The organism is Paraburkholderia suaedae (genome assembly GCF_040812055.1).
Taxonomy (GTDB): domain Bacteria; phylum Pseudomonadota; class Gammaproteobacteria; order Burkholderiales; family Burkholderiaceae; genus Paraburkholderia.
Genome location: NZ_JBFOAH010000019.1, coordinates 114,554 through 127,768, shown reverse-complemented (window position 1 = coordinate 127,768; position 13,215 = coordinate 114,554). Strand labels below are relative to the sequence as shown.

The following is a 13,215-nucleotide window of genomic DNA, read 5'->3' as shown; positions in this document are numbered from 1 at the left end:
CGCATCGCACGATCAAAGACGAGACGAAATCCTATTGGACATCACGCCATAAAAAACGGAGGCGTGACTCAAAAGTCCGCCTCCGTTTTTCTCAATGCCTGACAAGCCACCGCCAACAGGCAGCGCCTGAGCTTACTTTTGCGAGCGGAGTAACCGCGCGGCATCCAGCGCGAAATAGGTCAGAACTCCGTCCGCGCCAGCCCGCTTGAACGCCAGCAGCGATTCCATCATGACCTTGTCATGATCCAGCCAGCCGTTCTGCGCGGCCGCTTTCAGCATCGCGTACTCGCCGCTGACCTGATAAACGTACGTGGGGAACTGGAACTCGTCCTTCACGCGACGCACGATATCCAGATACGGCATGCCCGGCTTCACCATCACCATGTCCGCGCCTTCGTTGATGTCCGCTTGCACTTCGCGCAGCGCTTCGTTCGAATTGGCCGGGTCCATCTGATAGGTCATCTTGTTGCTCTTGCCGAGATTCGTCGCTGAACCGACGGCGTCGCGAAACGGCCCATAGAACGCGGACGCAAACTTGGCCGCGTAAGCCATGATGCGCGTATGGACGTAGTCCTCGCTCTCGAGCATTTCGCGGATCGCGCCGATGCGACCGTCCATCATGTCCGAAGGCGCGACGATGTCGACGCCGGCTTCAGCCTGCACACGCGCCTGGTCGACGAGGATCTCGACGGTGTCGTCGTTGATCACATAACCGGCCTCGTCAAGCACGCCATCCTGACCGTGGCTCGTGTACGGATCCAGCGCGACATCGGTCAGTACGCCCAGTTCGGGAAAATGCTTCTTCAGTTCACGAACCGCGCGCGGGATCAGCCCGGCCGCATTGGCCGCCTCGCGGCCGTCGGGCGTCTTCAGCGAAGGCTCGATTGCGGGAAACAGCGACAGCACCGGCACCCCGAGCTCGATACACTGCTCGGCGACGCCCATCAGCAGATCGACCGATACACGTTCGACGCCCGGCATCGACGGCACGGCTTGCTGCACGTTCGTCCCTTCAACGATAAACACGGGGTAGATCAGATCGTTGGTGGTAAGGATGTTTTCGCGCATCAGGCGACGCGAGAAGTCGTCGCGGCGCATGCGGCGCGGACGGTAGTGAGGGTAGAAGCTCATATCGCTCGAAGCTCGTGGATGTGTGGAGTGGACAAGTAACGCCTGCTTCCGCTCCTGAAACTTTTCAAGACAATGGTATATCATACCGATCGAGCAAGGCGCCTTGCGCTGACCTCCCCGCTTCTCCTCCCTGAGCGGGTGCCTGTCGTTTTTTCGATTAGGCTGTTTGACCCGCCGTTCAAGCGGCGGGTTTTTTTATGGGGGCCGGAAAGCGGTTTCGGCTATCGTAGCCGCAGCCGCCGCCCTTACTGCGCGCTGTCAGTTTTGCCCTTCGCCTTGGGAATCAGCCAGCTTTCGATCAGTTGGTGCGCTTCGTCGATCCCGACGCGTTTGAGCGCCGAAAACAGTTGCGCGGTCAGTTCGCCCCGGTAGCCGGCGGCGCGATATTCAGCGAGACCTTTCTGGGCACCGCGCAGCGCATTGACGCTTTCCTGGCGCGTCAGTTTGTCGCATTTTGTGAGCAGTGCGTGGATTGGCTTACCGGTCGGCGCAAACCACTCGATCATGCGCCGGTCGAGATCGGTTAGCGGGCGGCGCGAGTCCATCATCAAAATCATGCCGCGTAGTTGCGAGCGCGATTGCAGGTAGGTGGACAGCAGCGCTTCCCAATGAGCCTTCGCCGCGCCGGGCACTTCCGCGTAGCCATAGCCCGGCAGGTCGACGAGATGCGCGGTTGGCTCGTCCGCCTTGCCTACCGAAAAATAATTGATGTGCTGCGTGCGGCCGGGCGTCTTGCTGGCGAAAGCCAACTGCTTCTGATTGCACAGGATGTTGATGGCCGTCGACTTACCTGCGTTGGAGCGTCCCGCGAAAGCGATCTCGGGTTGCGCGGTGGCAGGCAGATCGCGCAGGTGATTGACGGTCGTGAAGAAACGGGACTGGTGGAGCAGGAAGGACATGATGAGGCCAGGATTCGAGACGCCGGGGAACCCGGAGCGGGGACGGGTCAAGCCCGACTGGCGTCTTAGCGATTAGCGAGTTATTGTACAATACGATGGTTTACTGAAAACCTGAGGGGGTCGGCGCGCGTGCCTCGGCGGCTCCTGGCGGTCACTCGGTCGCCGTCGTATTTTGCAGAACCTTTAAAATTCCACAAGACGAGACAGGGTGTGCGAATGAATCGACTGAGCAAGACTCTGATGGTGCTTCATGTAGCGGCAGCTCTTTCAGGTTTGGCAATTCAGGCACGAGCAGCAGAACCGGCAAAGCCGGACATCAATCGGGGGCAGGCAATCGCGTTGCAGGTGTGCGCGGCATGTCACGGCGCAGACGGCAACAGTGCCGGCGGCGCATACCCGAAGCTGGCGGGCCAGCATCCTGAGTATCTCGTCAAGCAGCTCAACGACTTCAAGACTCAGCCGGGCGCAAAGCAGCCCGCGCGCAATAATGCGATCATGGCAGGCATCGCTGCTGCGCTATCCGAACAGGACATGGTCAACGTCGCAGCCTATTTTGCGGCGCAGACCCCGAAACCAGGCTATGCGCACGACAAGAACACCGTCGCGCTTGGCCAGAAGATTTACCGCGGCGGAGTGGCCGACAAGGGCGTGCCGGCGTGCGCAGGATGCCATGGGCCAACCGGTCAAGGGATTCCGTCAGAGTTCCCACATCTGTCGGGTCAGTGGGCGGAGTATTCGGTCGCGCAACTGACCGCATTCACCCAAGGTCCCGGCGCGCGTAACAATAACGAGGCGATGCATACCATCGCGTCGCGGCTGTCGGACAGCGAGATCAAGGCTGTGGCCGATTACATCGCGGGCTTGCGTTAATCAAAAGTCCGCGCGCGAGTGCAACCGGCCTTTCAAGGCCGGTACAAAACAAGAAAAGGGTGAGGGCGTCGTGGGTACGACAGCCGTTCACCCTTTTTTGCTGTTCAGTCGGAGTATGAATGAGCGTCACCACGTCGGGTTTGCAGTCGAAATCGAGCAATCGGGTCATTCGCAGTGTCATCGAAGTATTGAGTTCGATGCGCTTTGCGATTGCGCTGCTCGTGATTCTGTCCATCGCCAGCATCATCGGCACCGTCCTCACGCAGGACGATCCGTATCCCAACTACGTCAATCAGTTCGGCCCCTTCTGGGCGGATATATTCCGCGCGCTGAGCCTGTACACGGTGTACAGCTCGTGGTGGTTCATGCTGATCCTCGGCTTCCTAATGGTGTCCGTATCGCTGTGCGTGATCCGCAACGCGCCAAAGATGCTCGCCGACGCGAAGAGCTGGAAGGACAAGGTCCGCGAGGGCAGCTTGCGGGCGTTCCACCACAAGGGTGAGTTCTCGGTGCCTGGCTCGCGCGCGCAGACAGCTGCGGTGCTCGCCAAATTGTCGGCGCGGCTGGGTTACAAGTTCGTTACGCGCGAGTCGGAAGGTGCCACGCTGATCGCGGCCAAGCGCGGCGCGTTGACGCGCTTTGGCTACATCTCCGCGCATCTGGCGATCGTCGTGATCTGCATCGGCGGTCTGCTCGACAGCAATTTACCGATCAAGCTGCAAATGTGGCTCTTCGACAAATCGCCGATCCGCGCGAACACCGTGATCAACGAGATTCCGCCGGAGCATCGCCTGTCGCAGTCGAACCCGACGTTCCGCGGCTATGCGTGGGTCCCGGAAGGCCAGCATGTGTCGACGGCGATCCTCAACCAGCCGGACGGCTCGCTGATTCAGGACCTGCCGTTCTCCATCGAATTGAACAAGTTCATCGTCGACTATTACTCGACGGGCATGCCGAAGCTCTTTGCAAGCGACATCGTCGTGATCGATCACAAGACGGGCGCACGCGTGCCGGCGCGCGTCGAAGTGAACAAGCCGTTCGAGTACGACGGCGTGTCGATCTATCAGTCGAGCTTCCAGGACGGTGGCTCGCAGATGCAGATGACTGCGTATCCCATGTCCGGTGCGAGCGCGAAGAGCGCGCCGTTCGGCGGGGCGATCGGCGGCAGTGTGCCGCTCGGCACGGCCTCGCCGCTGGCCGATGGCCAGACGGTAGAGTTCACGGATTTCCGCGCGATCAACGTCGAAAACATCTCGAATGGCAGCGGCCAGACCGATGCGCGCGGCGTCGCCGCCCATCGTTCGCTGAAAGAAGCGTTCGACGAGCGGCTCGGCTCCGGTGCGAAGACCTCGAAGCCGCTCGATCTGCATAACGTCGGCCCCTCGGTGCAGTACAAGGTGCGCGACAAGGACGGCCAGGCGCGCGAGTACAACAACTACATGCTGCCGGTGGACGTCGCGGGCGAGAAGATGTTTCTCGCCGGCATGCGTTTGAATCCGGACGATCCGTTCCGCTACCTGCGCATTCCCGCCGACAGCGGCGGCACAGTCAAGGAATGGATGAACCTGCGCGCCACGCTCGAAGACCCGGCGATGCGCGCCGCGGCTGCGCACCGTTTCGCGCAGCGCTCGGTGCCGGGCTCGAACCCCGAACTGCAACAGCACCTGGAAGAAAGCGCGCTGCGCGTGCTAACCCTTTTTGCCGGTGCGGACAGCGGCACGAAACTGCCGAACGGCCAGGCGGTCGGCGGCTTCCAGGCGATTGCCGGCTTTATCGACCATTCGGTGCCCAAAGGCGAGCAGGAGAAGGCTGCGGGCCTGCTGCTGCGCATGCTCGAAGGTGCGACGTGGGATTTGTGGCAACTGTCGCGCGAGCGGCTCGGTGAGCCCGATGCGCAGGCCAATGCGGACGCGAGCCGCTTCGTCCAAAGCTCGATCAACGCGATGTCCGACAGCTTTTTGTATGGATCGCCGGTTTACTTGCAGCTTGACTCCTTCAGGCAGGTGCAAGCTTCGGTATTTCAGTTGACGCGCGCGCCGGGCAAAAAAGTCGTGTATCTTGGCAGCTTGCTGCTCGTTTTGGGCATCTTTTCGATGTTCTACGTGCGCGAACGACGCCTATGGTTCTGGCTCAAAGATACTGACCGGGGCACGCGTGTCGTGATGGCAATGTCGAGCGCGCGCAAGACGCTCGACTTCGAAAAAGAGTTCGTCCAGACGCGCGAGTCCGTTGGTGTCGCGTTGGGCGCGAGGCTCGTCGAAGCCGCCGACGACACCAAGGCCGCTAGCGCCTCCACCAAGCCAGGCAATGGCGGCGCGCCGTCCCCAAGCTCACAAGATTCGACCCGGTAAGATCATGGACTTGACTCAGGTTTCCTCATCCTCTTTGCCCTCGCAGCCGGACAAATCGTTCGCGAGCGAGAGGCTCGACGTCGCCCAGTACGACGACCGGCCGTTTCTGAAGCGGCTAGGTATCCTCGACTGGCTGTTCGCGGTGGCGATGGTCGCGGGGGCCGGGTTCGCGCTGTCGCGCTACCACCCTTTCATGAATTACTACGACAAACTGGTACTGGTGTGCGCGGTGCCGGTGTTCGTCGTGCTCGGCTGGCGCTGGAAGCCGGTGCGTCCGCTGATGGTTGGAATCGCCGCACTCTCGTTGCTGGCAATCCAGATCTACCAGGGCGATCTCAGTCGCGCGGACAGCGCGTTCTTCCTCAAATACTTCCTGTCGAGCCAATCCGCGATTCTGTGGATGAGCGCGCTCTTCGTGTTCGCCACGGTCTTCTACTGGATCGGGCTGATATCGCGCTCGCCGACCGGCGCGGCGATCGGCTCGATGATGACGTGGGCGGCGGTGGTGATGGGCTTCGTCGGCATGATGGTGCGCTGGTACGAGTCATACCTGATCGGCGCGGACGTCGGCCATATTCCAATCTCGAACCTGTACGAAGTGTTCGTGCTGTTCAGCCTGATCACCGCGCTGTTCTATCTGTACTACGAGCAGCACTACAACACTCGCGCGCTCGGCGCGTTCGTGCTGCTGGTGATCAGCGCCGCCGTCGGATTTTTGATGTGGTACTCGGTCGCGCGCGATGCGCAGCAGATCCAGCCGCTGGTTCCCGCGCTGCAAAGCTGGTGGATGAAGATTCACGTGCCGGCTAACTTTATCGGCTATGGCAGTTTTGCGCTGTCGGCCATGGTCGGCGTCGCGTATCTGGCGAAAGAGCGCGGCGTGCTCGTAGACCGCCTGCCGGCGCTCGACGTGCTCGATGACCTGATGTACAAGTCGATCGCGGTAGGCTTCGCGTTCTTCACCATCGCAACGATTCTGGGCGCGCTGTGGGCTGCCGAAGCATGGGGTGGCTACTGGAGCTGGGACCCCAAGGAAACCTGGGCGCTGATCGTATGGCTGAACTACGCGGCCTGGCTGCACATGCGTATGATGAAGGGACTGCGCGGCGCGGTCGCGGCATGGTGGGCCCTGACCGGCCTGCTGGTGACGACCTTCGCGTTCCTCGGCGTCAATATGTTCCTGTCGGGCCTGCATAGCTACGGCAAGCTGTAAGATTCGCCGCTCCGGACCGACCAAGAACCGCCGCGTGCTTCGCACCGGCGGTTTTTTTTCGGCTGGCGCAATATTGTTGGTTATCCGCATCCCCATGGATGACGGGACGCATGCCAGCACCAGCGATCATCAATTTGGCCGCATCGAGTACCCATACCGATGGGCCGGCAAGGAGCATCACGATGTGGATCAGGAGTAGTGACAGAAAGCGGCTCGTCGGTGACGACATCGCGCGCAGCGAAATCACGCCGCAACGGGTTTTCGAGAACCGGCGGCGCGTCTTGCAAGCGGCCGGCGCGGTGGCGCTCGGCGGCCTGATCGGAGGGAGCGGCGAGGCGTTGGCCGCTTACACGTCCCCGGACTCGAAGGCGCAGAAACTGGCCGCCCGGACGAACACCGCATTCGTCGCGCTCGATCGGGTCACCCCGTTCAAGGACATCACGACCTACAACAACTTCTACGAGTTCGGCACCGACAAAAGCGATCCCGCACACAACGCGGGGACGTTGCGGCCGCACCCGTGGAAGGTGAGCGTCGAGGGTGAGATCAAAAGTCCGAAGGTGTACGACATCGACGAACTGCTGAAGCTGGCGCCGCTCGAAGAGCGTGTGTACCGGTTGCGCTGCGTCGAAGGTTGGTCGATGGTGATCCCGTGGATCGGCGTGCCGCTGTCGGAGTTGATCAAGCGCGTGCAGCCGACCGGCAATGCCAAATACGTGCAGTTCATCACGTTGGCCGATCCGTCGCAAATGCCAGGCCTTTCGACGCCCGTGCTCGACTGGCCGTATTCCGAAGGGCTGCGCCTGGACGAAGCGATGAACCCGTTGACGCTGCTGACCATGGGGCTGTACGGGCAGGTGCTGCCCAACCAGAACGGTGCGCCGGTGCGTGTCGTGGTCCCGTGGAAATACGGCTTCAAGAGCGCCAAGTCGCTGGTCAAAATTCGCTTCCTCGATAAGCAGCCGCCGACCAGTTGGAACACGTATGCATCGAACGAATACGGCTTCTATTCGAATGTGAATCCAAACGTCGATCATCCGCGCTGGAGCCAGGCGACCGAACGGCGCATCGGCGAAGATGGTTTCTTCACGCCCAAGCGCAAGACGCTAATGTTCAACGGCTACGGCGATCAGGTGGCGTCGCTTTATCAGGGCATGGATCTGAAGAAGAACTTTTGAGGCACGTTGATGGCTTTCAATACACAGCCGGTTGTCCAGCCAAAGTCGACGAGGCCGCGCGGGGACGCTTCCCCCCCTTCCGCACCGGCGACGGCAACCGCAAGCAAGCGCGTCGCGGGCGGTGCGAACTGGATCGCGCCGGTCAAGATCGCGGTATTTATCGCGGCCTGGTATCCGCTCGCGCGCATCGTGCTGTTCGGCATGACCGACCGGCTCGGTGCGAATCCGATCGAGTTCATCACACGCTCGACCGGCCTGTGGACGCTCGTGTTTCTCTGCATCACGCTGGCCGTCACGCCGTTGCGTCGAGTCACCGCCGTCGCCGCATGGGTGCGCTTTCGGCGCATGCTCGGGCTCTACACGTTCTTCTACGCGACGCTGCATTTCACCACTTACCTCTGGTTCGACAAGTGGTTCGACGTTGCCGCGATTCTGAAGGATATCGGCAAGCGGCCGTTCATCACCGTCGGCTTTGCGGCTTTCGTGTTGCTGATTGCGCTGGCGGCGACGTCGCCGCGCGCAATGGTGCGCAAACTCGGCCGCCGCTGGCAGAGCTTGCATCGCGCGATCTATGGGATTGGCGCGCTGGCGATCCTGCACTTCTGGTGGATGAAGGCGGGCAAGCACGATCTGTTGTTGCCGAAGATCTACGGCGCGATCATGGTGGCGTTGCTAGGGTGGCGATTGATCGTATGGCTGCGTGAACGGAAGTTGCACAAGCGTTGACGATTGCGGCGCGCGGCCATAGATAGCAACGCGAGCAGCTGCAAAAAAGCGATGCCGCAGTTTCCACCGCGGCATCGCTTTTTTCATGCTGGCGAGGCGCCCGCGTTTACATCGGCAAAAGCGTTTCGCACGCAAACAGTTGCTTGACCTCTTCCCGTGCGCGGACCAGGTGCGCCTGTGTACCATCGACCATCACCTCGGCCGCACGCGCACGCGTGTTGTAGTTGGAACTCATCACGAAGCCGTATGCGCCGGCCGAACGAATTGCCAGCAGATCGCCCGGTTCGACCGCCAGGAGGCGCTCGCGGCCGAGCCAATCGCCGCTTTCGCAGACCGGGCCGACCACGTCGTAGACATGGGCCGGCACATCGCGCCGAGCGACCGGGTCGATCCCGTGATAAGCGTCGTACATTGCGGGGCGCGCGAGATCGTTCATCGCCGCGTCGACGATTGCAAAGTTCTTCTCCGCGCCCGGCTTCAGAAACTCGACGCGCGTGAGCAGCACGCCCGCATTGCCGACCAGCGAGCGGCCCGGCTCGAAGTACACCTCGCGATGGCCGTGACCGCGCGCTTCGATCCGATCGAGCACGGTGCGCACGAACTCGCCGATCTCCGGCGGGGTTTCGTCGTCATAGCTGATGCCCAGGCCGCCGCCCACATCGACGTGGCGGATCTTGATGCCGTCCTCCTCGATCTGCTCGACGAGATCCAGCACCTTGTCGACTGCGTCGAGATAGGGAGCAGCTTCGGTGATCTGCGAACCGATGTGGCAGTCGATGCCGATCACCTCGAGATTCGCCATGGCAGCGGCCGCCTGATACGTGGCGCGCGCGTCTTCGAAGGCGACGCCGAACTTGTTCGACTTCAGTCCGGTGGAAATGTACGGATGCGTTTTCGCGTCGACGTCGGGATTCACGCGCAACGACACAGGCGCCTTCTTGCCCATTTCGCCGGCAACCGCGTTCAGGCGATCCAGTTCGGGAATCGATTCGACGTTGAAGCATTTGACGCCGGCCGCGAGCGCCTCGCGCATCTCGTCCGCGTGCTTGCCGACGCCGGAAAACACGGTGTTTTCCGCTTTGCCGCCCGCAGCCAGCACGCGCGCCAGTTCGCCGCCCGACACGATGTCGAAGCCGGCGCCGAGGCGTGCGAACACGTTCAGCACGCCGAGATTGCTGTTGGCCTTGACGGCCACGTGCACGCTCGCACGACGGCCCGCGCAGGCGCCGGCGTACGCGTTCCATGCCGCGGTCAGCGCGGCGCGCGAATAAACGTACAGCGGCGTGCCGAACTGTTCGGCCAGAGAGACGGCGGATACGCCTTCGGCGTGCAATACGCCGTCGACGTAGTCAAATGCGGATCGAGTCATGCGAAAGTCTTATTGAACGGGGGTGACTGCGGAGGCAGGCAGCGGGGCGGCGGTGCCCGATGCAGCGGAAGCGGGGGGCGCGGCGAGTTCGGTTTCCGGCGCGAGCGAGAGCGGCGTGCCTGAGGTATCCGGCACGCTGCTCGTGTCGGTGGCGCTGTCCGATGCGGGTTGCGCTTCCTCCGGCGGCGTTTGCGTGCGATGAGCGGGCGGGGCGGGCAGCGGCGGCACGGTAGGCAAGTAGAGCGCGCCGCGTTGCCCGCAACCTGCGAGCGAACCACCGAGTGCACAACCTGCGAGAATGGTGAGAACCGCTACAATCGCGCGGCCGGGCGCCGCCGCGCGCATCCGAGATACGACTCGCATGACTGTCCCTGAATAAATAATCGATGGAGTTTAGCATGTCCGATAGTGATTACCTGACCCGCGCGGAGGCCGCGCTAGCGGCCATCGAACGCGCGCTCGACGACACCGACGCCGACATCGAATTCGAACGCAGCGGCAATGTGTTGACGCTCGAATTCGAGAACCGTTCGAAGATCATCGTCAACCTTCAGCCGCCGATGAGCGAGATCTGGATCGCCGCGAAGGCGGGTGGTTTTCACTTCCGGTTCGTGGATGGCGAATGGCGTGACACGCGCAGCGGCAACGAGTTTTTTGCAGCGCTGTCGGCGTATGCGACGGAGCAGGCTGGCGAGCCGGTTCGGTTTACGGCGTAACAGGGGCGCGGTCGACGGCGAGCGTCACGTTCGCGCAGATCGAAGGCGCCGGCGCAAGTGCTCGAAGCCGAGCTGCGCCATATAGGTGGGATCTAGCGCTTAAAGAAAAAACCGCCGCGCATGTTTGAATGCGTGGCGGTTTTGCTTTTCCGGCCGCAGCACACCGAACGTCAGTGTCCGCGGAACAGATTCATGATGTCCTGCTTCTCCTGTTCACCGACCTGCTGCGGCGCAGCCGCCGCGGCGCTAGCCTCGGTATCCAGCGTCGCCTGACTGACGCCGACGGTCGCGACGAATCCATGCCCCGGCGTGAAGTCGTCGAAGTAAAGCTCCGAGCCGATTTCGGTCACGTCGTCGGGCCGAGCCATCTTGTACTCCGGCACGCCTTTGAGCGCACGTCCCATGTACTCGATCCACACCGGCAACGCGAGGCCGCCGCCGGTTTCCTTGTCGCCGAGGCTGCGCGGATTGTCATAGCCGATCCACGCGATCGCCGCGAGCGTGTGCTGATAACCGGCGAACCATGCGTCGCGAGAATCGTTGGTCGTGCCCGTCTTGCCGGCCAGATCGGTGCGCTTGAGCACGTTGGTTTTCGCGCCCGTGCCGCGCTGCGCGACGCTCTGCAGCAAGCTGTTCATCACATAGGCGTTGCGCGGTTCGATTGCGTGCGGCGCGCTTTGCGCGGCCACCAGCGGCTGCGCGTGCGCAACCACGAGGCCGCGCTGATCGGTGACTTCGTCGATCAGATATGGATTGATCCGATAGCCGCCGTTCGCGAATACCGAGAAGGCGCCCGCCATCTGCAACGGTGTGACCAGACCGGCGCCCAGCGCCATCGGCAGATACGCGGGGTGGCGCTCGGGGTCGAAGCCGAAACGCGTGATGTACTGCTGCGCGTACTTTGTGCCGATCTGATTCAGGATGCGGATCGACACCAGGTTCTTGGATCTCTGCAGTGCGGTGCGCATGGTCATCGGACCATCGAAACCGCCGCCATAGTTCTTCGGCTCCCACGCCTGGCCGCCAGTTTCGGCCGCGCTGAAAAAGAGTGGCGCGTCGTTGATCACGGTGGCCGGGCCGAGTCCCTTTTCGAGCGACGCCGAATAGATGAACGGCTTGAAGCTCGAACCCGGCTGACGCCATGCCTGGGTCACGTGATTGAACTTGTTCTTGTTGAAGTCGAAGCCGCCCACCAGCGCGCGAATCGCGCCGTCTTGCGGGACGATCGAAATGAATGCGCCCTCCACTTGCGGCAGTTGCGTGATCGACCAGTCGCCGTCGTCGTTCTTCACGAGCCGGATGATCGCGCCCGGCCGCACACGTTGATTCGGCTGCGCGCGTGCGCTGAGCGCGGATTGCGCGAAGCGCAGGCCGTCGCCGTGGATGGTCGCCACATTGCCGTCGATGAACGCGGCCTGCACCTGCTTCGGGCTCGCCGCGGTGACGACGGCGGCGATGATCTCGCCGTTGTCCGGATGCTCCAGCAACGCGTCGTCGATCGCCTGCTCGCGATCTTGCGCATCGGCCGGCAAGTCGATGAACGCCTCGGGCCCGCGATAGCCATGACGGCGTTCATAGTCCATCAGGCCTTTGCGCAGCGCCCGATAAGCGACGTCCTGATCGGCGGAGTCGATCGTCGTCACGACGTTCAGGCCGCGCGTGTAGGCTTCTTCGCGATACTGTGCGTACATCATCTGCCGCACCATCTCCGCGACGTACTCCGCGTGCACGCTGAATTCCCTGCCGGCGCCCTTGACGACGAGCGGCTGTTGACTCGCCTCATCGTATTGTTGCTGGCTGATGTAATGCAGTTCGTACATGCGCTGCAGGATGTACTGCTGCCGCACCTTGGCGCGCTTCGGATTGACGACCGGGTTATACGCGGACGGCGCCTTCGGCAGACCGGCCAGCATGGCCGACTCGGCCAGCGTCAAATCTTTCAGGTCCTTGCCGAAGTACACGCGCGCTGCGCTCGCGAAACCATACGCACGCTGACCGAGATAGATCTGATTCATGTATACCTCGAGAATCTGATCTTTGGTCAGCTTCGACTCGATCTTGTACGCGAGCAGCATCTCGTAGATCTTGCGCGTATACGTCTTCTCGCTTGACAGGAAGAAGTTGCGCGCCACCTGCATCGTGATGGTGCTGGCACCCTGCGTGGCATGGCCGTTGGTGAGCGCGACGAAGCCGGCGCGTGCGATGCCGGTGAGGTCGACGCCGCCGTGATCGTAGAAGCGCGCGTCTTCTATCGCGAGGATCGCCTTCTTCAGACTATCGGGCACGTCCTTGATGTGCACGATGTCGCGCCGCTCTTCGCCGAATTCGCCGATCAGCACGTGGTCGGCCGTATAGATGCGCAGCGGCACCTTAGGACGATAGTCCGTCAGTGCGTCCAGCGAAGGCAGGTTCGGCGTGGCAACGACGAGCGCATAGCCGAGCACCAGCAGCACGCACACGAACCCTGCGACGATCAGTCCGAAAAAGCCAATGACGAGTTGGGCCCAGAGCGAACGTTTGCGCTTCTGAGGCGCGGGCGGCGGCGACGTGGGAGACGTTGATTGCATATGTGCACCAAAAAACAGTCCCGCGATTATAGCCGCCTCGCTTTTGAGCTTTCGGCGCGCTTACGGACATGACTCGACAGGTTCACGGGCGCGGCGCGGGAATGACTTTACTGTAGTCGCTTTGATCGCACGCAGGGCGCCCGTTGCTCAACGTTAGCCATTCGGCTGAGTGTCGTGCGGCGCTCAGGCTACGCA

Annotated in this window: 11 protein-coding genes; 6 read left to right on the top strand and 5 right to left on the bottom strand. The window is 62.0% G+C overall.

All coding sequences use genetic code 11. The annotated features are described in order from the left end of the window. Positions 1 to 132: 132 nt before the first annotated feature. Together hemB and yihA are read right to left on the bottom strand one after the other, a co-directional pair. Complete coding sequence (hemB, locus tag ABQJ48_RS24100; protein WP_367840511.1) at positions 133 to 1,131, bottom strand: porphobilinogen synthase; 999 nt, start codon at positions 1,129 to 1,131, stop codon at positions 133 to 135. 245 nt (positions 1,132 to 1,376) lie between these two features. Beyond that, the gene (yihA, locus tag ABQJ48_RS24095; protein ID WP_367840510.1) at positions 1,377 to 2,030 is read right to left on the bottom strand and encodes a ribosome biogenesis GTP-binding protein YihA/YsxC; all 654 of its coding nucleotides are present in this window, start codon (positions 2,028 to 2,030) and stop codon (positions 1,377 to 1,379) included. A gap of 216 nt (positions 2,031 to 2,246) precedes the next feature. Here yihA and ABQJ48_RS24090 point away from each other — a divergent pair, with 216 nt between their 5' ends. The 5 genes from ABQJ48_RS24090 to msrQ all read left to right on the top strand — a co-directional run bounded on the left by ABQJ48_RS24090 (position 2,247) and on the right by msrQ (position 8,368). After that, positions 2,247 to 2,900: a c-type cytochrome gene (locus ABQJ48_RS24090; RefSeq protein ID WP_367840509.1), complete on the top strand. Its 654-nt coding sequence runs from the start codon at positions 2,247 to 2,249 to the stop codon at positions 2,898 to 2,900. A 119-nt stretch (positions 2,901 to 3,019) separates the two neighbouring features. Continuing rightward, complete coding sequence (locus tag ABQJ48_RS24085) at positions 3,020 to 5,251, top strand: cytochrome c biogenesis protein ResB (RefSeq protein ID WP_367840508.1); 2,232 nt, start codon at positions 3,020 to 3,022, stop codon at positions 5,249 to 5,251. A 4-nt stretch (positions 5,252 to 5,255) separates the two neighbouring features. Continuing rightward, positions 5,256 to 6,464, top strand: coding sequence for a c-type cytochrome biogenesis protein CcsB (ccsB, locus tag ABQJ48_RS24080; RefSeq protein WP_367840507.1), 1,209 nt, complete (start codon positions 5,256 to 5,258; stop codon positions 6,462 to 6,464). A gap of 182 nt (positions 6,465 to 6,646) precedes the next feature. Continuing rightward, positions 6,647 to 7,642: a protein-methionine-sulfoxide reductase catalytic subunit MsrP gene (gene msrP / locus ABQJ48_RS24075; RefSeq protein ID WP_367840506.1), complete on the top strand. Its 996-nt coding sequence runs from the start codon at positions 6,647 to 6,649 to the stop codon at positions 7,640 to 7,642. Positions 7,643 to 7,651: 9 nt separating this feature from the next. Beyond that, positions 7,652 to 8,368, top strand: coding sequence for a protein-methionine-sulfoxide reductase heme-binding subunit MsrQ (gene msrQ, locus ABQJ48_RS24070; protein WP_367840505.1), 717 nt, complete (start codon positions 7,652 to 7,654; stop codon positions 8,366 to 8,368). 106 nt (positions 8,369 to 8,474) lie between these two features. Here msrQ and lysA read toward each other — a convergent pair whose 3' ends face one another. Continuing rightward, positions 8,475 to 9,737 (bottom strand): diaminopimelate decarboxylase, encoded by a 1,263-nt coding sequence (lysA, locus tag ABQJ48_RS24065; RefSeq protein WP_367840504.1) that lies wholly within the window; start codon positions 9,735 to 9,737, stop codon positions 8,475 to 8,477. 9 nt (positions 9,738 to 9,746) lie between these two features. Then, positions 9,747 to 10,100, bottom strand: a complete 354-nt coding sequence (locus ABQJ48_RS24060; RefSeq protein ID WP_367840503.1) for a lipoprotein — start codon at positions 10,098 to 10,100, stop codon at positions 9,747 to 9,749. Between the two features lie 35 nt (positions 10,101 to 10,135). Between ABQJ48_RS24060 and cyaY the strand changes: the two genes are divergently transcribed. Then, complete coding sequence (cyaY, locus tag ABQJ48_RS24055; RefSeq protein WP_367840502.1) at positions 10,136 to 10,453, top strand: iron donor protein CyaY; 318 nt, start codon at positions 10,136 to 10,138, stop codon at positions 10,451 to 10,453. Positions 10,454 to 10,623: 170 nt separating this feature from the next. Here cyaY and ABQJ48_RS24050 read toward each other — a convergent pair whose 3' ends face one another. Continuing rightward, entirely contained in the window at positions 10,624 to 13,020 is a 2,397-nt protein-coding gene (locus ABQJ48_RS24050) for a penicillin-binding protein 1A (RefSeq protein WP_367840501.1), read from the bottom strand. Positions 13,021 to 13,215: the final 195 nt, after the last annotated feature.